The sequence below is a fragment of the Acerihabitans arboris genome (assembly GCF_010131535.1).
Taxonomy (GTDB): domain Bacteria; phylum Pseudomonadota; class Gammaproteobacteria; order Enterobacterales; family Enterobacteriaceae; genus Acerihabitans; species Acerihabitans arboris.
This window is the reverse complement of the sequence record NZ_WUBS01000004.1, coordinates 210343-232067: the sequence shown is the minus strand read 5'-3', so window position 1 is coordinate 232067 and position 21725 is coordinate 210343. Positions and strand designations below refer to the sequence as shown.

24 protein-coding genes and 1 pseudogene are annotated in these 21725 nt (G+C 50.9%); 15 read left to right on the top strand and 10 right to left on the bottom strand.

The annotated features are described in order from the left end of the window. Positions 1-5: 5 nt before the first annotated feature. The gene (gene exoX, locus GRH90_RS07230) at positions 6-674 is read right to left on the bottom strand and encodes an exodeoxyribonuclease X (protein ID WP_162365266.1); all 669 of its coding nucleotides are present in this window, start codon (positions 672-674) and stop codon (positions 6-8) included. A 418-nt stretch (positions 675-1092) separates the two neighbouring features. Next, positions 1093-1320, bottom strand: a complete 228-nt coding sequence (locus GRH90_RS07225) for a DNA polymerase III subunit theta (RefSeq protein ID WP_162365265.1) — start codon at positions 1318-1320, stop codon at positions 1093-1095. Between the two features lie 367 nt (positions 1321-1687). Between GRH90_RS07225 and ftnA the strand changes: the two genes are divergently transcribed. The 4 genes from ftnA to GRH90_RS07205 all read left to right on the top strand — a co-directional run bounded on the left by ftnA (position 1688) and on the right by GRH90_RS07205 (position 4093). Further along, a complete protein-coding gene (ftnA, locus tag GRH90_RS07220; RefSeq protein WP_162365264.1) occupies positions 1688-2203 on the top strand; it encodes a non-heme ferritin in 516 nt (171 codons plus the stop codon). Positions 2204-2429: 226 nt separating this feature from the next. After that, complete coding sequence (gene yobA, locus GRH90_RS07215) at positions 2430-2810, top strand: CopC domain-containing protein YobA (protein WP_162365263.1); 381 nt, start codon at positions 2430-2432, stop codon at positions 2808-2810. Then, positions 2811-3695: a copper homeostasis membrane protein CopD gene (copD, locus tag GRH90_RS07210; protein WP_162365262.1), complete on the top strand. Its 885-nt coding sequence runs from the start codon at positions 2811-2813 to the stop codon at positions 3693-3695. Positions 3696-3745: 50 nt separating this feature from the next. Then, entirely contained in the window at positions 3746-4093 is a 348-nt protein-coding gene (locus tag GRH90_RS07205; RefSeq protein ID WP_162365261.1) for a YebY family protein, read from the top strand. A 345-nt stretch (positions 4094-4438) separates the two neighbouring features. On the opposite strand, the gene GRH90_RS07200 is transcribed toward GRH90_RS07205, so the two are convergent. Further along, positions 4439-5524: a tyrosine-type recombinase/integrase gene (locus GRH90_RS07200; RefSeq protein WP_162365260.1), complete on the bottom strand. Its 1086-nt coding sequence runs from the start codon at positions 5522-5524 to the stop codon at positions 4439-4441. A gap of 196 nt (positions 5525-5720) precedes the next feature. Here GRH90_RS07200 and GRH90_RS26190 point away from each other — a divergent pair, with 196 nt between their 5' ends. Then, the gene (locus GRH90_RS26190) at positions 5721-5909 is read left to right on the top strand and encodes a hypothetical protein (protein ID WP_246235934.1); all 189 of its coding nucleotides are present in this window, start codon (positions 5721-5723) and stop codon (positions 5907-5909) included. 24 nt (positions 5910-5933) lie between these two features. On the opposite strand, the gene GRH90_RS07195 is transcribed toward GRH90_RS26190, so the two are convergent. Next, positions 5934-6464 (bottom strand): hypothetical protein, encoded by a 531-nt coding sequence (locus tag GRH90_RS07195; RefSeq protein WP_162365259.1) that lies wholly within the window; start codon positions 6462-6464, stop codon positions 5934-5936. 219 nt (positions 6465-6683) lie between these two features. Here GRH90_RS07195 and GRH90_RS07190 point away from each other — a divergent pair, with 219 nt between their 5' ends. The 3 genes and pseudogenes from GRH90_RS07190 to GRH90_RS07180 form a co-directional block, all read left to right on the top strand. Then, positions 6684-7034, top strand: a complete 351-nt coding sequence (locus tag GRH90_RS07190; RefSeq protein ID WP_162365258.1) for an HNH endonuclease — start codon at positions 6684-6686, stop codon at positions 7032-7034. 117 nt (positions 7035-7151) lie between these two features. Further along, positions 7152-7646 (top strand): phage terminase small subunit P27 family, encoded by a 495-nt coding sequence (locus tag GRH90_RS07185; RefSeq protein WP_162365257.1) that lies wholly within the window; start codon positions 7152-7154, stop codon positions 7644-7646. Further along, a pseudogene (locus GRH90_RS07180) lies at positions 7643-8440 on the top strand (terminase large subunit domain-containing protein); the annotation flags it as partial. The gene GRH90_RS07185 and the pseudogene GRH90_RS07180, both read left to right, overlap by 4 nt. Positions 8441-8446: 6 nt before the next feature. Here GRH90_RS07180 and GRH90_RS07175 read toward each other — a convergent pair. Further along, positions 8447-8962, bottom strand: coding sequence for a phage regulatory CII family protein (locus tag GRH90_RS07175; protein WP_162365256.1), 516 nt, complete (start codon positions 8960-8962; stop codon positions 8447-8449). A 148-nt stretch (positions 8963-9110) separates the two neighbouring features. Beyond that, a complete protein-coding gene (locus GRH90_RS07170; protein WP_246235922.1) occupies positions 9111-9410 on the bottom strand; it encodes a hypothetical protein in 300 nt (99 codons plus the stop codon). Between the two features lie 83 nt (positions 9411-9493). Between GRH90_RS07170 and GRH90_RS07165 the strand changes: the two genes are divergently transcribed. From GRH90_RS07165 to GRH90_RS07155, 3 genes are all read left to right on the top strand, one after another. Then, positions 9494-10384, top strand: a complete 891-nt coding sequence (locus GRH90_RS07165; protein ID WP_312857174.1) for a helix-turn-helix domain-containing protein — start codon at positions 9494-9496, stop codon at positions 10382-10384. Positions 10385-10600: 216 nt separating this feature from the next. Continuing rightward, positions 10601-10951: an RES family NAD+ phosphorylase gene (locus GRH90_RS07160; RefSeq protein WP_162365255.1), complete on the top strand. Its 351-nt coding sequence runs from the start codon at positions 10601-10603 to the stop codon at positions 10949-10951. Between the two features lie 96 nt (positions 10952-11047). Next, entirely contained in the window at positions 11048-11467 is a 420-nt protein-coding gene (locus GRH90_RS07155; RefSeq protein WP_162365254.1) for a hypothetical protein, read from the top strand. 196 nt (positions 11468-11663) lie between these two features. On the opposite strand, the gene GRH90_RS07150 is transcribed toward GRH90_RS07155, so the two are convergent. The 4 genes from GRH90_RS07150 to GRH90_RS07135 all read right to left on the bottom strand — a co-directional run bounded on the left by GRH90_RS07150 (position 11664) and on the right by GRH90_RS07135 (position 15620). Beyond that, the gene (locus tag GRH90_RS07150) at positions 11664-12077 is read right to left on the bottom strand and encodes a type II toxin-antitoxin system death-on-curing family toxin (protein ID WP_162365253.1); all 414 of its coding nucleotides are present in this window, start codon (positions 12075-12077) and stop codon (positions 11664-11666) included. Further along, positions 12074-12343 (bottom strand): hypothetical protein, encoded by a 270-nt coding sequence (locus GRH90_RS07145; protein ID WP_162365252.1) that lies wholly within the window; start codon positions 12341-12343, stop codon positions 12074-12076. The genes GRH90_RS07150 and GRH90_RS07145 overlap by 4 nt, the downstream gene beginning before the upstream one ends. A 771-nt stretch (positions 12344-13114) precedes the next feature. Then, positions 13115-13423 (bottom strand): hypothetical protein, encoded by a 309-nt coding sequence (locus GRH90_RS07140; protein WP_162365251.1) that lies wholly within the window; start codon positions 13421-13423, stop codon positions 13115-13117. 1291 nt (positions 13424-14714) lie between these two features. After that, positions 14715-15620, bottom strand: coding sequence for a LysR family transcriptional regulator (locus GRH90_RS07135; protein WP_162365250.1), 906 nt, complete (start codon positions 15618-15620; stop codon positions 14715-14717). Between the two features lie 100 nt (positions 15621-15720). On the opposite strand from GRH90_RS07135, the gene GRH90_RS07130 reads away from it, so the two are divergent. The 4 genes from GRH90_RS07130 to GRH90_RS07115 all read left to right on the top strand — a co-directional run bounded on the left by GRH90_RS07130 (position 15721) and on the right by GRH90_RS07115 (position 21624). Then, entirely contained in the window at positions 15721-16347 is a 627-nt protein-coding gene (locus GRH90_RS07130) for a glutathione S-transferase (RefSeq protein ID WP_162365249.1), read from the top strand. Between the two features lies 1 nt (position 16348). After that, the gene (locus tag GRH90_RS07125) at positions 16349-17269 is read left to right on the top strand and encodes a pyridoxamine 5'-phosphate oxidase family protein (protein ID WP_162365248.1); all 921 of its coding nucleotides are present in this window, start codon (positions 16349-16351) and stop codon (positions 17267-17269) included. Between the two features lie 164 nt (positions 17270-17433). Then, positions 17434-17658, top strand: a complete 225-nt coding sequence (locus GRH90_RS07120; protein ID WP_162365247.1) for a hypothetical protein — start codon at positions 17434-17436, stop codon at positions 17656-17658. Between the two features lie 621 nt (positions 17659-18279). Continuing rightward, a complete protein-coding gene (locus GRH90_RS07115; RefSeq protein ID WP_162365246.1) occupies positions 18280-21624 on the top strand; it encodes a hypothetical protein in 3345 nt (1114 codons plus the stop codon). Positions 21625-21725: the final 101 nt, after the last annotated feature.

The following is a 21725-nucleotide window of genomic DNA, read 5'->3' as shown; positions in this document are numbered from 1 at the left end:
GCTGCTTAAGATGATTGGTTCAGGTAATGGTTAATGCTAAAACGCATATCTCCCGACAAATCCTTCAGGTTTTTCAGCATCCATTTCAGATAGCCGGGATCTTCCAGCGCCACCCGTTCCATGGGCTGGCCCCGGTACTTGCCGAACTTCATGGTGGTCAGCAGGGTAACTTCATTGCATAACGCCGCCATCTCCTCCGCGCTCCAGCCGGAATCATTGATGATCTTCACCAGCAGCGCCGCCGTGACGTAACAGTCATACAGGGCGCGGTGCGGATACAAACCTTCAGGCACGGTCACCTCCAGGTTTAGCGCGTAGCGCAGATACTGATTACCGTATTTCAATCCGGGATAGAGTTTGCGCGCCAGTTTTACCGTGCAGATCCATTGACCCTGCATTTCCGGCAGCATGCGCCGGTCGAAGGCGGCATTATGCGCCACATAATACGGGCTGCCGTGATAGCGGCCGATAACCTTGGCGATGCGCGGTTTATCCTCGACCATGGCCTCGGTGATATGGTGGATGGCCATGGCCTCATGGCCGATGGGTCGATCGGGATTGACCAGATCGCTCATGGCGTTGCACAGCTGGCCGTCAACGACGTCCACCGACGCCACTTCCACCACGCCGCCGTCCAGGCCGCAGGTTTCAGTATCGATAACGCGAAAAGACATGACTTTACCTGTCCAGGATAAGGAAGCTCCTATTATGCCCGGAATCGCGCCAACAAAAAACCCGCATCAGATGCGGGTTTAACAGTGGTTAGCCTTACACGATATCAGGCTGGGTCTTTCTATTACGCTTGTCGGCGCGTTTTTCTTCCGGCGATTTTAGCGGTTTCTTTTTCGTGTCTTTCTTACGATCCATTCCCTTACTCATGATTTACCTCTCTGTAAAAGAACCGGAAATGTAGAAATGATTAACTGCCAGTTGGCATCGATAATCAAGTCAATTCGTGCTATTTTGCTGCCCGTCCGACGGGACGGCAAGCTATGTCACGCGGGCTTGGCACGCGGTTCACCGGCGCCTGCCTTGCGGCCGCTGGTTCACTCAGGCCGGGGCACAGCTCCACCATTATAGGCCATTGGCGGATTATTTTCGTGGCTCATATGGCAAACGGGAATAATTTAGCGACGCCTGGCGATAAACAGCCAGCCGTTCGCGAAAATAGTCGCGCAGGTGCTCCGGCTGTTCCCGCTCGACGTGTTCAGCCACCACCGGCATATTGTAGCGCTCCTTGAACGCCACGCCTGACGCGGCGAGATCGATGTTGATCTTGTCCATTGCCTCGTTGCCGAGCTTGGCCAGGTTATACTCCATACCGCCTCCTGTGGCACATAAGATTACGACGCTAAAAATAAGGCACCGCACGGGAAAACGCAAGCCTGGTCCGGGCAAGGATACAAATAATAATCGTTTGTATTAAGACGCATTATGCAATTGTCGTGATAATAGCTGCGAAAACGATCCGCCCAGTTCATAATACAAATAAGAATACCTATCACTACCATTTTTGAATAATTCTTTCAGCCGGCGATAGTTAAATTATTAAATAAATAAGATTATGATTTAAAAGTAAAAATATTATATAATGGCTCATTGGTTAAATTAAGGTTTAAATTTTGTTAGCATATGGGCATAATGTTTACAGCCACTTTTCAAATTACTGTCATAAGGAAGTCCGCCCATGCTAAAACAAGAAATGGCCATTAAGCTTAATGAACAATTAAACCTGGAGTTTTTCTCCGCCAATCTTTATCTGCAAATGAGCGCCTGGTGCAGTGATAAGGGCTACGAAGGCGCTTCAGCCTTCCTTAAGACCCAGTCTCTTGAAGAGATGGATCATATGCGCCGTCTGTTTGACTACCTGAACGACACCGGCACCATGCCGGTGCTGGGCGCCATCGAGGCTCCGCCGACCGGCTTCACCTCGCTGTCGGAACTGTTCAAGCGTACCTATGAGCATGAACAGATGATCACGCAAAAGATCAACGAGTTGGTCCATGCGGCGATGATTTCGCAGGACTACCCGACGTTTAATTTCCTGCAGTGGTACGTATCCGAACAACATGAAGAAGAAAAGCTGTTCAAATCGATTCTTGATAAGCTCGCGCTGGTGGATACCAACAACAGCGGATTATTCTTTATCGATCAGGATTTGAAAAAAATGAACGGCGGCGAGAATACGTCCCCGGTTATTTAAGCCGTCGCATCACGTACTTGGCTTTACTCGACTTCAGCCCCGGCTGCCGTTATCATCAGCTTGCGTTCAGGTAAGCAGGGTAGCAGCGCCGGGGTTTCTCGTTTCCGACAAACTGACAAAAAACCGGCCACGGCGGCGCCAGGTGCCCGCCTGCTGCTTGTCTAGCACCGCATAGCGTCGGGTTATCCGACAGGGTAATTGTGTTCAGTCTTAGGAAATGACATCGATGTCCAGCCAACGTTTTACCGCTCCCGTGTTTACGCTGATCTTAACCGCCCTGACCCTGCTGGGATCACCACAGGCCCAGGCGCATGCGCACCTGAAAACGCAATACCCGGCCGCCAACGCCAGCATGACCGCCGCGCCCCAGGCATTAACGCTGACCTTCAGCGAAGGTATTGAAGCCGGCTTCAGCGGCCTGACGCTGACCGGCCCGGGCAACGAGCCCATTCCCACCGGCGCCGTGAAGGTTGACCCCACCAATCCAATGCAAATCATCGTACCCATTGAGAAACCCCTGACCGCAGGTGAATATCGGGTGCAATGGCACGTGGTATCGGTGGATAGTCATAAAACCCAGGGCAGCTATCAATTCAGCGTTAAATAAATGCTAAGCCTGGCGGCCTGTTATTCCGCCTGCCGCTATATCCATATCGCGGCGATAATGCAGGCGTTCGGCATGGCGCTGTTTTGTGAATACCTGGCGCCGTCCGGGCTGCGCGGCCGGCTGCGCGCCGCGTTGGGCGGCACGATACGCATCATGGCATGGATAGCCATGCTGTCGGCGGTTGCGCTGCTGGCGTTGCAGGCGGGGCAAATGGGCGACGGATGGACGCAAACCCGCTCCCCCGCGGTGTGGCAAGCCGTGCTCGGCACGTCCTTTGGCGCCGTCTGGCAATGGCATCTGCCTATCGCGCTGGCGGCGGTATCTGCCGCGGGCTTTGGGACGATAACGGCACTGCGTCATCGTTTATTGCTTGCCGCCATGGCCGGCCTGCTGTCAACCCAGGCGTTGGTCGGCCATACGGCAATGAGCGAAGGCCTGCGCGGCCTGCTGCAGCGGCTCAATCAAATCGTGCATCTGTTTTCCGCCGCCTGGTGGCTGGGCGGATTGTTGCCGCTGATGATCTGCCTGCCGCTGTTGCGTCAGTCGCCGCGCCAGGATGCGCTACAGGCATTAATCCGGTTTTCACGCAGCGGACACTTTGCCGTGGCGCTGGTCATTCTCAGCGGCATGGCCAATACCGCGCTGGTGCTGGGCCAATGGCCGGTCGATTGGTCGGCGCCGTACCAGCGGCTGCTGCTGATAAAGATAACCGTGGTGATGGTGATGGTGATCCTGGCGGTGACCAATCGCTATGGCGTGGTGCCGGCCATGGCGCGGCACCACCCGGCGGCTATTCGCATCTTGACCTTGATTACGCTTGCAGAGATGATCCTGGGCAACCTGGTGTTGCTGCTGGTGAGCATATTCGCTACCTTCGAACCTTGATAACTCACCCTGGCGCTTAGCGGGCGGCGGGTCCAACAGTAGGATAAACCATGAAAACCCGGAGTATGTTGTTGTTGCTGTTAGCCTTTGCCGCCCAGGCGGCCAGCGCGGCGCAGATTATTACCGTCAGTAAATTCCAGTTCGGCAAGCAGTGGGCCTTTACCAAAGAAGAGGTGCAGCTGCTCTGTCGCCCCGATGGCTCGCTGTTTGCGCTGAATATGAGCACATTAATGCAGTATCCGCTTAATCAGCAGGCCACCCATGCCATGACCAGCGGCCAGGTCAACGCCACGTCTATCGACGGTATCCTGCTCGACGACCCGGACAATCCGGGGGAAAAAATGAGCATCGCGCCCTTTGCCGAGCGTGCCGGCCAACTGTGCGACGCGCCGAAGTAAACTCAGGTACGGCGCCGGCGTGAGGGCAGGGGGTTATGTGTAGTAAGCTTATAGTTGATTATGTTAATATTTCTAAGTGTGCTTGATATCACAAAGTTATCATTTGGTGAAGTAATCTGGGTGGGAATGCGACTGTGGCGATGGAAAAATCGCCATCCGTACCTATACTCAGCTAATGTAAGTCTTAACAGCTTACATTAATGCCAACTTTTAGCGCACGGCTCTCTCCCAAGAGCCATTTCCCTAGACCGAATATAGGAATCGTATTCGGTCTTTTTTTAACATACTGATTTTAAAGTGTATTTTTGACCTTCTCCCGAAAACTCCCGAAATTCTATATTCGGTCTAAATCAAAACGTACTCCGCGCCGCGGGCGTCGAGGTATTTTTGTGTCATGGACATATTCTTGTGTCCGAGTAATTTTTGCGCAAATTCCGCTCCATATTCGATTTCATACAGGCGCCCGGCCAGGCTCCGCATTTCGTGAAATGATGGCGGGTTTTCGCTAAACTGGATCCCGCTCGTTTCCCTGACATCAGAAAATGCCTGCGTCAAACCATCCGCCGTAAGGGGGCCTGGTCGCCGGCCGCCACGCCGTACATCAGAATAAATCAAATAGTCAGAAGGGTTATACTTCCGGCAGTGCTCCACGATATCGCCCAGTCTCATGCCGGCCGCCTTCAGTTTAAGATCCAGGGGTATGGCCAGCTTGGCGCCGGTTTTTTCCTGATCCACGAATAACCTGCTTTCCCTTATATCGGAAAACCGGAACCTGGCGATGTCCTCTCGGCGCTGCCCTGTAGACAGCGCCAGATCCATGGCGTTTATAATCCACGGACTGGACTGCTCGGCCGCCTGGCGGATACCCCAGAATTTGTCGAGCATCAGCCGCTCGCGCTTCACTTCGGGCGCCGGTGCCCGGGTTGGGTCAACCGGATTTTTTTCGATATATCCTTCCACCATTGCCTCCCTGAAAATATCTGACAGCACTCCCCGCAAACCCACCGCCATACTTTTCTTTCCGCTCGCAATATATCCTTCCAGAAATCCAGCTATTTGCCTGGTGGTGATTGAATCTAAAGCCAAAGTGCCGAATTCATCTTTGATGGTGGCTATTTGATTTTTTCGCACCTTTATTGTATTGGGCTTTAAGTCCCTTCGCTCGAGGATAACAAAATACCGATCCAGCCATTTAGATAGGGTAAACAGTGGCGTCTCTTTTATTCGTTCAAGCAGGCTAGAAGGAATATAACTCTGATCGAGATAACTATTTACCTCTATAGCCTGGGCAACAGCTTCCCGGCGGGAGATCTTGCCCAGAGAGAATTCCTGCCCGGTTATCGGATTGCGCCATGAGTAAATGTGAAATCTTTTGCGAAAGGCCAAATTACGGGGCAGGTTAGCGTCGTAACGTTGTGGCCTTTTCGCCATGCTGCAATTTCTCCAGTAAAGTGCCAGTCAAAGGTGTGCGTTTTTGGCCTGCGGTTATCCGTTGGTGTTTTTTCTCCTTGATATCGACATACATAGCATCGGACAGCAGCCGATATTCTTATGGCCACCCGGCAAACTACAGTAACAACCGAGGCCGCGAATGTTCAGGAAAACGTTAACCATATGTCTGACGCTGATGTTGATAGCGAGTTGCTCGCAAAGTACTCCTACCCCACAGACAAAGACGGTAGTCGTTGATACCGCCTGTAGCTGGGTGAGGCTCATCCGCCTGACTCCCGAAGATATCAAAACGCTAGACCCGCGCACAAAGAGGGACATCCTGGCGCACGATAAAGCAGTAGATGTTAACTGCCACAGCCAATAAAGCTATTTTAAATGGTGGGCTAACTTATTTTTCATTAGGCTTTTTCTGTTGCTCAGGAAATGCTATTTCTGACTTTTTCGCAAGTCTAGCTTCATCCGGGAAATATCCGCCGTTACTGGAAGTTTTTTTAACAATCAAGACTCCATCTTTGACTTTAATATTAAGAGTGCCAAATATGACTTTTTTGCCCATGATGTAATCAAAAGCAACTGCCTCTATCTCATCCCTAAAGGATTTTTTGTCACCACTAAGTAGGACGAATTCAAAAGGAAGGGCTTTTTGTAATTTCTCAGTTGCGATTATTCCGTCAACTTTGGAATCTTCGACAGTCATTTCTATGCGCATGTACTCGTGCTGATCAGTAAGCCATTTCGGAGGATCGATATCATACTCTGTTGAGTTATCCCAGATACCGGTAATGGCGGGGGAACTACCATACCATTTCTTAAATTTATCAATATTATCAACGGCTTTGTCGCCATTTATCAAAACCCATGCCACAATTACTGCAAGGACGGTTAAAGAAGGCCAAATGGCAAATTTCCATATGTTCACAAGGTAAATCTCTTTTTTAGCTTCTGCTTAATATACATATACTTCGGAAAATTTGCAGTACTGTTTCTTCGCTTATCGCAGGCTAACCAACCAACTTATAGGGCATTATCACAGGTATTCACTGAGTTTCTGTGATAATGCGCATGCAAAGCCACCCTCAACTCCTTTCAGCCCACCTTGGGCATGGTTGCTGGTGGCTTTTTATATTCAGGAGCACCAATGCCTCCACGTATCCCCCGCGCCTACCGTAAGAAAGGTTGCCCCAAAACTACGAGCGATCCATCCGGCTATTGTGAAGCGCACCGCGGCGAAGGGTGGAGCAACTATAAGCCAGGCATGACCCGGCACCAGCGGGGTTACGGCAGCCAGTGGGACACCATCCGGCCACGCATCCTCAAGCGCGATAAGTACCTGTGCCAGAACTGCCAGCGCCAGGCGCGCGCGCGGGAGGCCAAGTGCGTTGACCATATCATCCCTAAGGCCCACGGAGGCACCGATGATGATCGCAACCTTGAAAGCTTGTGCTGGCCCTGTCACAAGGCCAAGACGGCCAAAGAACGGCTCGGATGAGAATAATTATCACCACCGGGTGGGGGGGATCAAATCTCTACCGCCCTTTGCATCCCGTACTGCCCGCCTCCTTTGATTTTTATACCCGCGAAAAATGAAATTAAAACTGGAGCGATTATGGCTGGAGCGATGGGCCGATCCGGGCGTCGCGCCAAGCCTACCGCCCGCAAGGAGCAGGCGGGAAATCCCGGTAAGCGGAGCCTGAATAAAGACGAACCGGTGTTTACCCCGATCAAGGGTGTCGAGCCGCCGGAGTGGTTAATTGAAGATGGCTTAACGCTGGCCACGGTGATGTGGCAACTGACCACCAAAGAGCTATGCGGCCAGGGCATTCTTTGCGTCACCGACCTGTCGGTGCTGGAGCGCTGGTGCGTCGCGTATGAGTTTTGGCGCCGGGCCGTCAAGAAGATCGCGGTGCAAGGCAATACCGTCACCGGGGCCACCGGCGGCCCGATAAAAAATCCTGAACTCACTGCCAAAAAAGAGCAGGAGTCAGAAATGAACACCACCGGCTCGATGTTAGGGCTGGATCCCAATAACCGCCAGCGGCTAATCGGCCTGGCCGGCAAAGCCAAAACCGACAACCCCTTTATCAGGATGATCACATCGTGAGCCGTAAAGCCTATCCGAACGTCAACGCGGCCAATCAATATGCCCGCGAGGTCGTGCGCGGCAAGGTTCCGGCCTGCCAGTATGTGATCGACGCATGCCAGCGCCATATTGACGATTTGGCCACCGAGAAAAGCAAAAAGTTTCGCTTTCGGTTTGATAAGGACCTGGCCGAAAAGGCGGCAAAGTTTATTCAGCTGTTACCGCACACCAAGGGCGAATGGGCCTATAAACGTATGCCGATCACGCTGGAGCCATGGCAACTCTTTATCCTCTGTTCCGCGTTCGGCTGGGTGCATAAGGGAAGCAAGCTGCGACGTTTTCGCGAGATTTATACCGAGATACCGCGCAAAAATGGAAAATCGGTGATCTCGTCGGGCGTAGGCCTGTTTTGTTTCACCTGCGATAACGAATTTGGCGCGGAGGTGTATTCCGGCGCCACCACCGAGAAACAAGCCTGGGAAGTGTTCCGCCCGGCGCGGCTGATGTGCAAGCGCACCCCAGCGCTGGTGGAGGCGTTCGGTATCGAGGTCAATGCCTCGAATCTCAGCCGGCCGGAAGATGGCGCCCGCTTTGAGCCGGTGATCGGTAACCCGGGCGATGGCTCTTCGCCGCATTGCGCCATTGTCGATGAATATCACGAGCATGACAGCGACGCGCTTTATACCACTATGCTAACGGGCATGGGCGCGCGCCGGCAACCGTTGATGTGGGCGATCACCACCGCCGGCTACAACATTGAAGGGCCCTGTTATGACAAGCGCCGCGAAGTGATCGATATGCTTAACGGTACGGTATGGTCATCATCTCAACCCCAATGAAGAGCTGATACCGCTAAGCGCATCAACGGTTTGCGCCAGCGCCGGGTTGGACTGGACACGCGCATGCATCGTCAGGCCGACCAGGGACAGATACCGGATACCGGAATTAACGCTTTCAAGCAAAGCGGTTTTGCGCGATTGGGTCATGCGGTCGGTGGAAACGGTCTCCGCCGCCACCGAGCCAATCGCCGCCGTCGCCCGCATCACATAGGCCGGGATATTCTCGGCGGCGGCTTCGTTGACCGGCACGGCGGGCATACAATTCAATTGCGCCAGCAGACCGTCGATCAGCGTGGCGTCTTCCGTGGCGTCGGTGATTGCCAGCAGTTCCCGACAGGTAAGCTGATGCGGCTGGTCCGGATTGAGCTTGTTGCGCAGTACCTGAGGGTTCATACCGATACGTTCAGCGATATGCTTCAACTCGCCTTTGTGTGTATTTGCAAACAGGCGACATGCATTTTCGAGATTTTGATGTTTGGATACTTGATAATCAAACATGGTTGCCATCCTTAGAAACTTGAATAATCAAGCTAGGCTTTGATGTAGCGGCACTTGATAGCCTGGTGGCGGTTCTTCTCGCGCCAGGCTTCCAGGTTGATAAGGGCGTTGCCGTGTTTTTCCATTACGACAATGCTTTTTTCGCCAGTTATCTCGCATTTGCGAATTCTTCGAACGGTAGCTGTAGGAGTAGGGGCCAGTAGCACGATGCCTTAGCGATCCATTTTTCAAGCACTGAATGGCTGATGCCATTGATGGCAGCAAAATCCTTTTTAGAAATGGTGGGAGACGCCATTTTTAAGGACATATGGTCAGCGACAGCCAGGTCTAGTGCTTCGGCAACGAATTTGCCAAGTATCGGAGTTAATGAATCAACCAAGGAAGAGATGATCTCGCTCTTAAAGACTTGCCTTGAACTTTGTTTTGGCATTGCATTCTCTGAATCCATAAAGCAATATCTCTCGTATGTGGTTTGTGTTCTATGGTGTTACATGTGGTGTGTAGTCACTATAGATCACAATGTGTGTGTTTGTGAATACTCATGGGGTGTATTTATTGGATATTAATAATTTTGACGGGAATGCTTCGTTGGTATTGGAACGGATCATGTCAAGCTACGGCGTCGCCACTCAAAAGGCGCTTAGTGAGGCAACCGACATTCCGACAAACACTGTCAGCAATTGGGTCCAGCGTAATAGCGTACCAAGCAATGTCATTCTGAAATGCTCTGTTGATACTGGTGCGGACGCAAGGTGGTTGGTTACGGGTGAGCTTGCAAAAGCAAACTCCAGTCAGCGGAGTAGGGCGCTGAAAGGTAAACCGCTCTACGACAAGATCCTGGCATCTGGCGGCAAAGCCGTGCTGCGCCGTATTCTCGATGCCTACGGATTCGATACGCAAAAAGAGCTTGGCGATTTATTAAACATTTCATCCGGTACAATCAGTACCTGGGTAAGGCGCAATTTTTTCCCCGGTGATGTGGTTATCGCTTGCGCTCTTGATACCGGCGTATCCCTGGAATGGCTATCGACGGGTTCAGGCGCCATGCAAGATCTGCCAATAGCTGTAAAGAATTCTGTACTAGGGGCGATAACGTTGGAGAGTTTGAAATTGGTCGCTGGCAAACTTGAGCCGCAAGGGCAGTGCATTTTCGATAATCGATTTTTACCTAAAGACATAAGCCAGGATTCGTTACGTTATATTTATTCTGGGAGTAGGGCGTGGTTAATCAGTTTTGATAGTCTTGAACTATCAAATGGGACATGGTTGCTGGATATTGATGGGACGCTAGATGTGTACAGTGTTTCGAGGCGGCCGGGAAATCGCCTACGCGTTTCGGGTAAAGATGGTGAGTTCGAGTGTTCTGTTAATGAGGTTAAAGCGGAGGGGATAGTGGCCGTGTGCATAAAGAAATTTTTATAAGGATTTGTATGGCCGGTAGAGCTTTCATTTATATCAATGCTAACGGGTAGATAATTTTTATTAATTGGGAAAGGTTAGCAACTCGAAATAGCATATCAGGGGAATACGTATTTGGGCATACATGTTAAAGATTTCTTTATTAGATTTTAAAAATAATTTATTTTTTTAAAAGCGTAAAATTTTTAGTCATTTTAAACAACAACGAGGGGTAAGTTCATGCAATCGATTACTGCTAAGTTTCCGCCATTGCCACTAAATGAATTGATACCACGCATTAATGGATTTGAAACTAACTCATTAAATGAAAAACAATCACTTATCACTGATTTGATTAATGCCCATACAATTTTTAGTGTTGATATATTAAAAGGTTCTGTTTTTAGGCGCGCACGGAAAATTAATGAGAAAGATTACCCTGAATTAGTACAAGATCTGCTGTGGAAACCGGATGGTTTAGCTGTTTCCGGAAGAGCCAATCCAGAAGGATTTTCAGTTTTATATGTAGCTGATAAACCTGAGACAGCATTTAGAGAGACTCATATTGATGCTCACTTTGTTTTACTTTAAGAATTACAAATTCGAGCAGGGGTAAAATGTAGAGTTGCACCTATCGGTGAATTCCTTAGAATTCAGCGTGTTGGTCGAGGATATCTAACTGGTGATATGTCGAATACAATAAGTAATATGTTGAACGTCTGTAAACCAGAAGAAGCTAAATCGCTGCTGATCACTGATGCATTTTTGTTAGAATGCATGATAAAGGACAATGACCCTTATTTAATTTCGTCATTTATAGCTAAATCTATATTTGAAAAAGACAAGAAAATATCAGCTGTTTCTTATCCTAGTGTACGGCAATATGGCGCTATAAATTTTGCAATAAGGACAGAGAATTTTTGGAAGTCTTGGTCAGTGATAGCTGCTCGTCGGAAGCAAGTAAACCATTTGGCATGTGGCTACTATGAATCATCACGTACAGAGCATGTTACGGGAGTTACTAGGTTCGGCAAGTTAGTTTGGGAGAAGGGTGCCATAGATAATAATTCGTCCCGTCCGCTTGAACAACCTTGGCATCCTCAATAATGTCGTGGAAAGCTTATCCCATAATATTAACACTTGCCAGAGGGAAGGTAACTGTAACCATTTTGTAGATACTACCTATTGTAATTTATTGTTTTAAAACAAGATTTAGTATTCAGCTATTTGTTAACTTAATGAATACACACTCGTGGTGTTTTTTTATCTGTACTATATGATCAACTACAGCACCAAAGAAAAGCTACTCCGCATAGTTATCGATATTCTCTTCCAGTAATTCGTTCATATAATTAGACAGCAGACGTAAAGCAAAGGTAATTTCCTCTATATTAGCCTGATCCATGGCGGCAAAAAGAGTCAGCTTCACAAGATAAAGAGATTCATTTAATTCAATGCCGTTCATCAATAAAAAAACGGATGTCGCCTGAAATGCTGTTCTTTTATTAGCATCATTAAACGCATGCGCTTTAGCAATTCCGATCAGATACATAGCGGCGAGTTTAAATACGTCATTGCAATGTCCATAATAGTGCAACGCCTCGACGCGGCCTAGTGCCCCCGCAAGTTTATTGCTATCCGGCGGTCCCGATAATGGCAGCGTCAAAAACTGGATTTCAGTAACTTGCTCTTGCGTCAAAAAATCAAAATCCATCATTTATCACCCAAGATCTTTATAGTATTAGCATGCCGGGTTCTTGTCGTCGCAAGGGCATCCTTAAACGATAATTTCTTATAGCCTTTATCTCTGAAAGAATCAGACGAAGGGGTAATGTCTTCGCCTCGGTTAGAGGCTGCATCATTGGCTGAATGTTTAAGCATTTTCTGCCCTGCCTGTTTGACGGATAATTCCCCGCCATCGCGTAAATAGGCCAGCCAGTAGGGAAGGTTTTGCTGAAATTCTTCATAGGATATTGATTTCATGGGCACCTCCTTTATCGTATCTCGCAATGATAGCATACAGCCTATCAAGAGAAAATGCGGCTATGGGAGTAGGGTACTGGAACATAATTTCTTATCATTATTAATCACATATTTATCAATAAGATAACGTGATTATGCATTGCCTTAGCCCTTACTGAGGGGCATGACCGCCTGGTACTCAAGGCTCAGCCTAAGCCTAAGCTGTGCTATCCAGCTGAGCCGAAGATATTGACGTGCCATCAAGGCCTATCCAGTTCACTGCTGTTTACCGCGATATTTGACCGCCTATTTGCCAATTTGCCGTTGTGTGTAGGCAAGGCGGCCAACGTCATGATTTACGGTAGCCATTTTGTAGGCACTTTTTGATGTAATCTATTTAACTTATTGCATTTATTGTGTTTTTATCAGCGTGAATAGTATTCGGTCTTTTCAAATTAATTATTTGTAACCAATTCCGAAAATTATTTCCAAGCAATCGGCCCTGTTATTGACGTAAGGCTACGTGGACCAGATGAACCCGTAGCCGCCGCTCTGCGCTTTACACCTCTGCTTAGACATGAGGTGGGCATGGACAGGGCGTCGCATGGGCTGGAACGGACCTGAGCGGCTTGATTTGCGATAGGCTAAATTGCTAAAGATAGACGATGGCGCGCGGATATTATTTTAGTATTCACTATTGCCACCGCCAAAAAAGGCCGAACCGGCCTTTTTTAACGATATCGATTACGTTTGTATTTAATATAACGATCGTCCGCTAACTAAAATTATCAGTTAAATCATCGAGCATAAATATCCTGCGCCGGAAAAATAGCTGCCATCATATTTTTTAGGATGGGGATGATAGCCAATGGCTTTACCATTGCCATCCCGGGCACATGAGCTGTTTCCTTCATCCTGCAGGTTTTTTGGCACCGCCCCGAATAAACCCGGATTATTCCAAAACTGCTTTTGACCGGAAGGCGTCACAATCTTGGGTGACGAGGTAGAAGGCTTATCCCCCGGGGTTCCGCTTAAATATGAGCAGCCTGAAGAGGACAGGATTATAAAAGCCAATGGTATCAAAAAAAGCGATCTTTTCATTTTAATTATTCCTGGGATGTGGTTTTATGCTTGAAACAAAAATATAGTTTTCAGTCGAATAACGTGTTTATCTTATTTTTAACCTCTGCGTTTTGTACGGTTAAAAACATAACGGCATGAGTTTGCTTGTAAGGCTTAACATATTCAAATATGTTAATGTGAAAATGGGTGAAATTTTAGTTTCATGGCGTCATTAAAAATAAAATGGCGATATGAAATTTATCTGTAAGATAATTCCTGGCCGTGAAATTAATCATATATTACATTATTTTAAATAATTATTTGTATAATTTAAGTATTTATATTATTGAATTTATTGACTTTTTATTTTTGGTTTGCTCATATTTCGATTTCACACCTTTGAATCAAATCCACGGTATGCGACGACTGAACGCTTTACAATGTCGACAAGTCATTAGGCCCATGTATTTTTAGTTATCGTCCAGATACTCCTCTAATCGCCGCTGGCTTATGGTTTTTATCAATCTATGCTAATTATTATCTTCACCATCCGATATATCACCGGCGTGGACCGGGCGCATGCATCATGAATTTTCCCCATCTCATCAAACCATTTGCCGCGGGGACGATGACAATAGATATGGCAAGGGCGCGGCTAACTGCCGCCCCTGTGCCGATAACAGAAAAAAGAGGCTAAAAGTATGCAACCGCCGATGGAGATAGCTCATCAGCGCCGTGCCGTAGGGCAGTTTTGACCGTTGGCCATGTTCTGGGGCGTTACATCAACCCACGGCTAAAGCAATCAAAACACAAAGTGTGAATAACCCCAGCAAAAACATATGCCAATCAAATTTAACTTGCATGGCTATGGCCTCCCGTCACAACAGTTGTTTTTATGATGGTTGATTCATGGGCAACTTGCTGTGACTCATTTACCAAAATGAAGGCCGGGCCCAGGCGTGGTATTTTTTGCTGTGGCTATAGTACAAATCTCCATCCCATTGCGCCCACGACGCGCGGATGGATTAAACCTCGCGCCGGCGAGTATCGAAGCTGTGGGTAATGGCCAAGCCTGGGTTGAATCTAAGTACTGGCCACGCCGGAGTAACCCGGATGCCTGCCGTTAGATTTTTTAGCAGGCCCGCTCCCGAAGCGCATCTCCGCAGTACCCGGCGGCACGGCCTGTTTATAGCGGTTGATTTATTCCGAGTTGGGTAATAACGCTGGCTTATTGATCATTCAGTATTGCTTTTACGGCTTTGGCGTCATGCCGTGCGCGAATAGCGTTTATCAGCACCGATCGTCCCTGAACCCCGGTAATATTCGTTGATTATGCTCGTCGTGGCTGAATTAGCGCCAATTGGCTTAGTTGCTGATAAGCGTAGTCCCAAAAAGTACGGACTTTTTGCGGCATGCGCTGCACATTGTTCGCCACCAGCTGCACCGGCATCGGTAAGGGTTCGTATGCGGGCAGCAACCGCACCAGGGCGCCGGTCGCCAAATCCTCCGCCGCCTGGTAAGAGCGTAAACGGGCAATGCCCTTGCCCGCGCGCGCCGCCAGCAGCTGTGTTTCCACATCGTTAAGCAGCAGGCGCGGCGTTAAGCGTACCCGCTCGTTATTTTCATGCGGGCCGAAACGCCATTCGCGCAACGCGGGGCGCAGGGTGCCGACGATGGTGTCGTGATCGGCCAGTTGCCCCGGTTCACGGGGTTCGCCGCGCTGTGCCAGATAGGCCGGGCTGGCGACGGTCACCCGCGTCACCTCACCCAGCTTGCGCGCGACTTTAGATGAATCCTGCAGATGACCAATGCGTATCGCCACATCAAGCCCTTCATCGATCATGTCGAGATTGCGGTCGTTTAACAGCATCTCAATCTGGATGTGCGGATAACGTTCGAGAAACGACAATACCACCGGCGCGACATGCTTGCGTCCGAACTGTACCGGCGACGTGATGCGCAGCAAACCGGTGAGCTGAATTTCCGCGGTATCCATTACCGCATCCTGATAATCGTTCAGCAAAACGCGGGCGCGTTCCGCCAGCCGCAGGCCGGATTCGGTCGGCGCCAGCCGCCGCGTGGTGCGCTCCACCAGCCGCGCGCCGAAACGTTGTTCAAGCGAAGCAATGGCCCGGGTTATCGCCGGCGCGGAACGGTGCAACCTGCGTGCCGCGCCCGCCAGGCTGCCGTGCTGGATCACCGCCACAAATATCGTCAATTCATCTAAGCGGTCCATATTTTATTCCGATAAATGGAATTATGATTTTCCATATTCCCGCATTATTAACACATCGCGCAAGAGTATTCTGTTCAGCATCGCCTTCAGGAGACTCATCATGGAAACACTACAACTTTACGGCACCCGGCAATCCGGGCACTGTCATCGCGTGGCCCTGCTGCTGCGCATGCTTAACCTGCCTTATGATTTTATCGATGCTCCGGCCGGGGTACGGCAGGCCGAGGATTTCCGCCGCCTTAATCCTTTTGGCCAGGTCCCGGTACTGCTTGATGGGAAGCGGATCCTGACGGACAGCAACGCCATTATGGTTTATCTGGTAAAGCGTTACGCCCCCGGTAGCCACTGGTTGCCGGAAGATCCGTCATCGGCGGCGCGGGTACAGGTATGGCTGTCCAGGGCCGCCGGGGAAGTGCGCTATGGCCCCGCGTCCTGCCGGATGGTGACACAATTTTCCGCCCCGGAGGATTATCCGTCGGCGCTGGCGATCGGCGGACGGTTTTTGCCACAGATGGAACAACATCTGTCCGGGCGTGATTTTTTAGCCACCGGCCGGCCCACCATCGGCGATTTGGCCTGCTACAGCTATGTGGCGGCGGCGCCGGAAGGCGGTATCTCGCTCGCGCCATACCCGTCAATCCGGCGCTGGGCCGCACGTATCGCCGCGCTGCCTGGCTTCTTCGCCATGCCGCCATTACCGTTGCCGGGATCTGTCGGGAGGGAATAACATGTTTCATCCAGATGAATTACGCGCGCAGGCCTTGGCGGGTTTTTCCAGCGTCAGCGGCGGCATTTATCCGGCCATGCCCGATCAGCACCGCGAATTTTTTGCCCATCTGCCCTATTTGTTTGTCGCGGCGCCGGATGAACGGGGCTGGCCGGTCGCCACGGTGTTTAGCGGCCCGACAGGATTTCTGCGCTCACCCGACGCTGCGCATTTGCGCATCAGCTCAGCGCGCCGGCCAGACGATCCTGCCCAGGCCGCGCTGCAAACGGGAGCGCCGGTCGGCGCTCTGGGCCTGGATTTCAGCAATCGCCGTCGCAATCGCGTTAACGGCGTGGTCGGCCGCACCGATAAAAACCGGGTGGAAATTATAGTGCGCCAGAGCTTTGGCAATTGTCCTCAATACATTCAACGGCGTGAGCTGTACCCGGCGCCGGCGCGTCCGTTACCTATTGAGCACCTCGGCGTTCTGGATGATGACGCAAGAAAATTGATCCGGCAGGCCGATACCTGCTTTGTCGCCAGCTGCGCGCATTGTCATTTGTCCCAGGGCGGGGTGGATATTTCACATCGTGGCGGCAAACCGGGGTTTATCAATCTTGTCGGCGAAACGCTGTGGATACCGGATTTCCGTGGTAACCGATATATGAATACGTTAGGTAATTTACTGGCGCAGCCGCGCGCGGCGCTGCTGTTTATCGACTTTGCGCAGGGGGATATTTTGCACCTGCAGGGAGAAACACGGATCCTGTGGCAGGCGGAAAACGGCAACGAGGTCCAGGGCGCGGAGCGCTATTGGCGTGTTGACCTGGCAAACGCCTGGCGTTTCCGGCGGGCATTGCCCTGGCGCGGCCGCAACGTGGAGTTCTCGCCGGCAACCTTGGGGACCGGCACGTGGCATGGCGACAACCAACCACAGACCTAAACCGGCGTCATTACCTGATGTTAATGCCCATGGCGCAGCGCTTAACGATGCCATTATGCGCGGGCTTTAAGCATTTCCATGCTTCCGATCGGGAAGGGGCGCGGTAATTTTAACCGGCAGTGTTATACTGGGCAGGACAAAATAACTCAGCTCAGGATGAAAAAGTGGAATTTACCACCGAGAATACCAATAACGGCGAGTTGTTAACCATAACTCTGATAAGCAAAATTGGCGCCGAGGATTACCGGGCACAGGAAAGCATACCCGTTTTGCAGGCCGACGCTGATGAAATCCGGCGCGCCAAGGCCAGGCTGATTTCCCGATTTAACGAGCGCAATGGAAAGTCTGTTGTCGGGAAGCCATTGCCCGGCGATGCCCCCCATGCTTGATTTTACCAAGCCGGCGAAAGCCGGCTTTTTTTATGGCACGCCGGGCAATGCGCTTAGCAGCGGGGCCAGCAAACCCTGGCAGGACCAGGATGAATAAGGATGCCTTGGCGTGACGTAATCTTATGTTTGGGAATAGAACGCCAATAATAATGGGTATCCTCCCTTAGAAAAGGTTTTGATTAAAGAATATTGTTCAAAACGTGGCGATGGATATTGTATTGCGCAGACCTGACGTACGGTGAATTACTATTAAAGTAACGACTCATTTTTAAGCTGCCACCGGTATCAGTATTCATGTGATAATGACCGGAACGTAAAACCTGCTGGATATTCAGGGGTAAAATGAATCTATTTAATGATGCTAAAATCAATAAGACGATAAATGAATTATTGGAAAATGAAAGTACCAGTCAAGATATTATGCAAGCCAAGTCATTATTCACCACTTTAACACAATTGAGAAATGACAATTTACACACTGCGGGCCAGGCAAGCAGGCATAATAGAGGTAAGCGCAGCCTGGCGCATAACCTTTTATGGTATTTTTTCGCTTCCCAGCCTTTTTTACCTTCGCCCGGGGCCATTGCCGCCCACTCGACCAAAACACTGACCGTAGCCGGGATGGATGCCGCCACCCAACCGCAGCCCCACGCTTTGTCGCCTTATGCCGCTTATCCGGCCGGCATCAACAACCCCGAGCAACCTGACGCCGGGACTGGACATGCGGCCACCGACGCCGGCGCTCCCTATCGGGATCACAATAAACGGCGGCCGGCCGACGATATCCAGGCAGGGACGCAAGCGTTGGCACTGCAAAATGAACATGTTGCCTTTTATTTGCAGAAAACCGGCATCATAAGGCCGGAGTGTGGTATGCATCACGAGCTGCTGATAAATCGGGTAATTGATTGCCTGACAAACCCGGGGACTTTCCTGCCGGAACTGACCCGGGCATTAATGACGGGGTCGGGTCTGTTTGGCGCCCAGCCGGAAGAAACCCTGAGCGTTGATCATCAACTGGAGTGGGTAAAGCAATGGATTGCCGCCAATGTGTTTGGCGGTTCCGTTGATGAGTTTCTTGTCGCCTGCATTATCGCGGGCATCCCCGGAAAAACCAAGCAAACATCCAGGCAGCATATGGATAACGCCATGCTGCTTAGCGCCGTTGACCATCATGTTGCCTCGCTTAGCACTCTAACGGTGGCGTCGGTAGAGTATATATTTAATGAAATTTTGCTAACCGCCATGCCGACGCTCGGCGTCGGTAAAGGGAGTTCCCTTGGCGAAGCGGATTATGTCGGTTCCCTTGATTGGGTTTACCTGCACGCCGGCGTGCAATTTGCCCATGAAATGCGGCTTGAGAGCGATCGGCTGTCAAAGTATGGGCTGTTGTCCTTAGGTGTTTCCCTGGAAGCCACGCTGCTTTCCAATACGGTTTCCCCAGGCATAATTCAGTTTTTTATCCGTCCCGCCGTTATTTATTTCCTGGTAAACAAGCTGATTGATGGCAAACCCATCACCGATCCGCGCTTATTAACAGATCCCGCTGTCAGGCAGCGCGCGGTAGAGCATTTTTTCGCCGACAGCCGGCTGCGCAATGAAAAAAATAACCCCTTCACGCAATATAGCCTGGCCATTGAAGGTTATCGTACCCGCACCCAGTTGGCCGAAGATATATTGCATGATCGCTGTGCTATGGACGCAACCGGCCATTATGCCGTCGACGCGGAAAGCTATAAAAATAATTACGATGGGTACAGCTGCAAAACAGATAACGGCGGCCCGCTGCCGACAATCGAATTGCTGCCCAACGTTAGCGATGAGTTTCGCAAACAAAACCGACATATTGTCGAATATTACCGGGCGGTGGATACCTTGCTTCTGGCCGGGGCGTTTAATACACTTTCCGCCGCGGATACGTTATTTTTCGAAAAAAACCAGATCAAATTGGCGACAGCGTATTTTTCCTCTTTTGACCAGTTCAGGGGCGTGCTGGGCGCGCATACCATCCCGCGCAGTACCTATATTATTCATTTATCGGCGGACGCGGTATTGTTCTCAACGACGGGCGCCGGTGAACGCATCTATGCGCTTGAACGTCGCCACGGTCGCCACGGGGGGTACGGCTTAACGCGGATCGACCGCGATACGCGCTCTTATTATGCGTTGCTCGACGATCAGACGCCGCGAAGAGACCGGGATTATCTACTGAAGATAGCCGCCGGCGGCAGCCAGGCCACCGTGTTGAAACCGGCCGGTGAATCCCTGGACGGCTTGATCCGCGGTTTATCCGGGCTGGCGCAGGAAAACCTGCGCACGCAGCTGGATGTGCAGGGTTATGACGCCACCACCCGGGAGAAGGTGCTGAAGGGATTGCTGTCCCTGGTGCCGTTACATGACTGTATTTCCGGCATTATCGCCGGCGACCGTGAGGCGGTTGTCCCTTGTGTGTTCGATATGTTCAGCCTGCTGCCGTTATTGGGCAAGGCCGGGTCGATGGTATCGCGTATGGCGATACAGGGCGGGAAGGGCACCGCCGCGGCCGTACGCATCAGCCTGGGCAGCTATGCCGCCAGGCAGTCGCTGGACAACGCGCTGTCCGCCGGCGCCGGGCATTTTGTCAAATACGCCATGGTGCCCGCCGCCGGGGAGTTAAACCAAAAAGCGTTTATTGCCATGGCGGTGGAGCTAGCCCGTTTTGCCGACCCCGCCATGGTGGAGATTCTCTATCGCTCAAGCGCTGCGGCAACCAGGCGGCTTAGCGCCGCCATCGGGATCATTGCCGGTCGCCTGCCGGAAATCGCGCCGATCCTGCCAAAAATTACTAAACTGGCGGACGCCGGCGGCGCTGCGGGAACGCGCGTTTCGTATAGAACCGCGCGCCTGGCGGGCACCAATCGCTATCTTCCGATCGCGCCGCTGGACGGTGACAAATACCGTGGCAAGGCTATTTATGTCCAGATCGATCCGCAGTCAGGGAATTTCAAGGGTAAAAAATATACGCTCTCGGACGACAACCAGCTGATCCCCGTGCCGAGGCCAGCGGCGATTCACCTGAAAAATGTCTTGCGGGAAGGATTGGGCGGCAAAGGTGGGAACAAGGCGGTAAGGGTATGGAATTCGCAACGAAGTTTTGATGATATGGTGTTGGTTGATCTTCCACAGTATCCCAATCCGCAATATCTCCAGATTGAGAGTTATGGTTCCCGGGAAGCGGAAACCCTCCTGTTTCCCGAATTGGGCATCCCGTTGCAGCAAACGCCCCTGGACATCATTGCCTATGCCCAGGTATTTGAGGCGCTCGATCCATCGCAAAAATTGGCCATTCGTGCCTGGACCATGGTCGAGGGAGATACCACCCGCTATCATGACGGCACAAAAAATTTGGCGCGGATGGTCAATTCACCGGTCAATGCCGAAATCAATCTTCATTTGTTTGAAAAAGTTCCCAGGGCGTCCTGGGAAATCAAGGAACGTCTGGTTTATGCACACCTGCTGGCGTCGTTTAACAGCCCGCTTCCCCGTCAGTCCGGCAGCTTTTTACGCGTTGCGGAATATAGGGGCCAGGACATTCCATGGGCTGATACTATCGGTCCAGGCGACATCGTGACCAATTACCCGGGGGTGATGAGCGTTGCGTCAAATGACGACTATGTTCGTCTGTTCACCGAACAGACTGCTGAAGAAGCCGGGGAGGGTCGCTGCCAGGCGCTGGTTTATTACAAAATCCACGGCGGCGCCAATTGCCTGCCGCTGCCATACCCGATAGCCAGCACGGTTGAAACCGAAAATGAGCTCATTTTCGGACCAAAGTCTTTTTTCCGGGTGACGGGGATTAGCCGCGCCGAATTGATCGGCGGCGAGCTTTACCCGCTCACCCGTTTCGGGGTGGTATTGGTGGAGGTTGAACAACCGGTTGCGTCGGCAAAAAATCTTTTTACCGGCGAAGTATATTATTTCAATTAGCAGTGAAAAATAACGGCCCTGTCCATGGGTATTTGGCCGCTGGTGACGTCGCGTTTATGGGTAACGGCTCTATTATCATATCTTCCTGGCTGGCGTGCCGG

What these genes read in the sequence shown, in the direction of transcription:
- exoX (WP_162365266.1), bottom strand. Translation starts at nt 674, where the DNA reads ATGTCTTTTCGCGTTATCGATACTGAAACCTGCGGCCTGGACGGCGGC.
- GRH90_RS07225 (WP_162365265.1), bottom strand. Translation starts at nt 1,320, where the DNA reads ATGGAGTATAACCTGGCCAAGCTCGGCAACGAGGCAATGGACAAGATC.
- ftnA (WP_162365264.1), top strand. Translation starts at nt 1,688, where the DNA reads ATGCTAAAACAAGAAATGGCCATTAAGCTTAATGAACAATTAAACCTG.
- yobA (WP_162365263.1), top strand. Translation starts at nt 2,430, where the DNA reads ATGTCCAGCCAACGTTTTACCGCTCCCGTGTTTACGCTGATCTTAACC.
- copD (WP_162365262.1), top strand. Translation starts at nt 2,811, where the DNA reads ATGCTAAGCCTGGCGGCCTGTTATTCCGCCTGCCGCTATATCCATATC.
- GRH90_RS07205 (WP_162365261.1), top strand. Translation starts at nt 3,746, where the DNA reads ATGAAAACCCGGAGTATGTTGTTGTTGCTGTTAGCCTTTGCCGCCCAG.
- GRH90_RS07200 (WP_162365260.1), bottom strand. Translation starts at nt 5,524, where the DNA reads ATGGCGAAAAGGCCACAACGTTACGACGCTAACCTGCCCCGTAATTTG.
- GRH90_RS26190 (WP_246235934.1), top strand. Translation starts at nt 5,721, where the DNA reads ATGTTGATAGCGAGTTGCTCGCAAAGTACTCCTACCCCACAGACAAAG.
- GRH90_RS07190 (WP_162365258.1), top strand. Translation starts at nt 6,684, where the DNA reads ATGCCTCCACGTATCCCCCGCGCCTACCGTAAGAAAGGTTGCCCCAAA.
- GRH90_RS07185 (WP_162365257.1), top strand. Translation starts at nt 7,152, where the DNA reads ATGGCTGGAGCGATGGGCCGATCCGGGCGTCGCGCCAAGCCTACCGCC.
- GRH90_RS07175 (WP_162365256.1), bottom strand. Translation starts at nt 8,962, where the DNA reads ATGTTTGATTATCAAGTATCCAAACATCAAAATCTCGAAAATGCATGT.
- GRH90_RS07170 (WP_246235922.1), bottom strand. Translation starts at nt 9,410, where the DNA reads ATGGATTCAGAGAATGCAATGCCAAAACAAAGTTCAAGGCAAGTCTTT.
- GRH90_RS07160 (WP_162365255.1), top strand. Translation starts at nt 10,601, where the DNA reads ATGCAATCGATTACTGCTAAGTTTCCGCCATTGCCACTAAATGAATTG.
- GRH90_RS07155 (WP_162365254.1), top strand. Translation starts at nt 11,048, where the DNA reads ATGTCGAATACAATAAGTAATATGTTGAACGTCTGTAAACCAGAAGAA.
- GRH90_RS07150 (WP_162365253.1), bottom strand. Translation starts at nt 12,077, where the DNA reads ATGATGGATTTTGATTTTTTGACGCAAGAGCAAGTTACTGAAATCCAG.
- GRH90_RS07145 (WP_162365252.1), bottom strand. Translation starts at nt 12,343, where the DNA reads ATGAAATCAATATCCTATGAAGAATTTCAGCAAAACCTTCCCTACTGG.
- GRH90_RS07140 (WP_162365251.1), bottom strand. Translation starts at nt 13,423, where the DNA reads ATGAAAAGATCGCTTTTTTTGATACCATTGGCTTTTATAATCCTGTCC.
- GRH90_RS07135 (WP_162365250.1), bottom strand. Translation starts at nt 15,620, where the DNA reads ATGGACCGCTTAGATGAATTGACGATATTTGTGGCGGTGATCCAGCAC.
- GRH90_RS07130 (WP_162365249.1), top strand. Translation starts at nt 15,721, where the DNA reads ATGGAAACACTACAACTTTACGGCACCCGGCAATCCGGGCACTGTCAT.
- GRH90_RS07125 (WP_162365248.1), top strand. Translation starts at nt 16,349, where the DNA reads ATGTTTCATCCAGATGAATTACGCGCGCAGGCCTTGGCGGGTTTTTCC.
- GRH90_RS07115 (WP_162365246.1), top strand. Translation starts at nt 18,280, where the DNA reads ATGGATGCCGCCACCCAACCGCAGCCCCACGCTTTGTCGCCTTATGCC.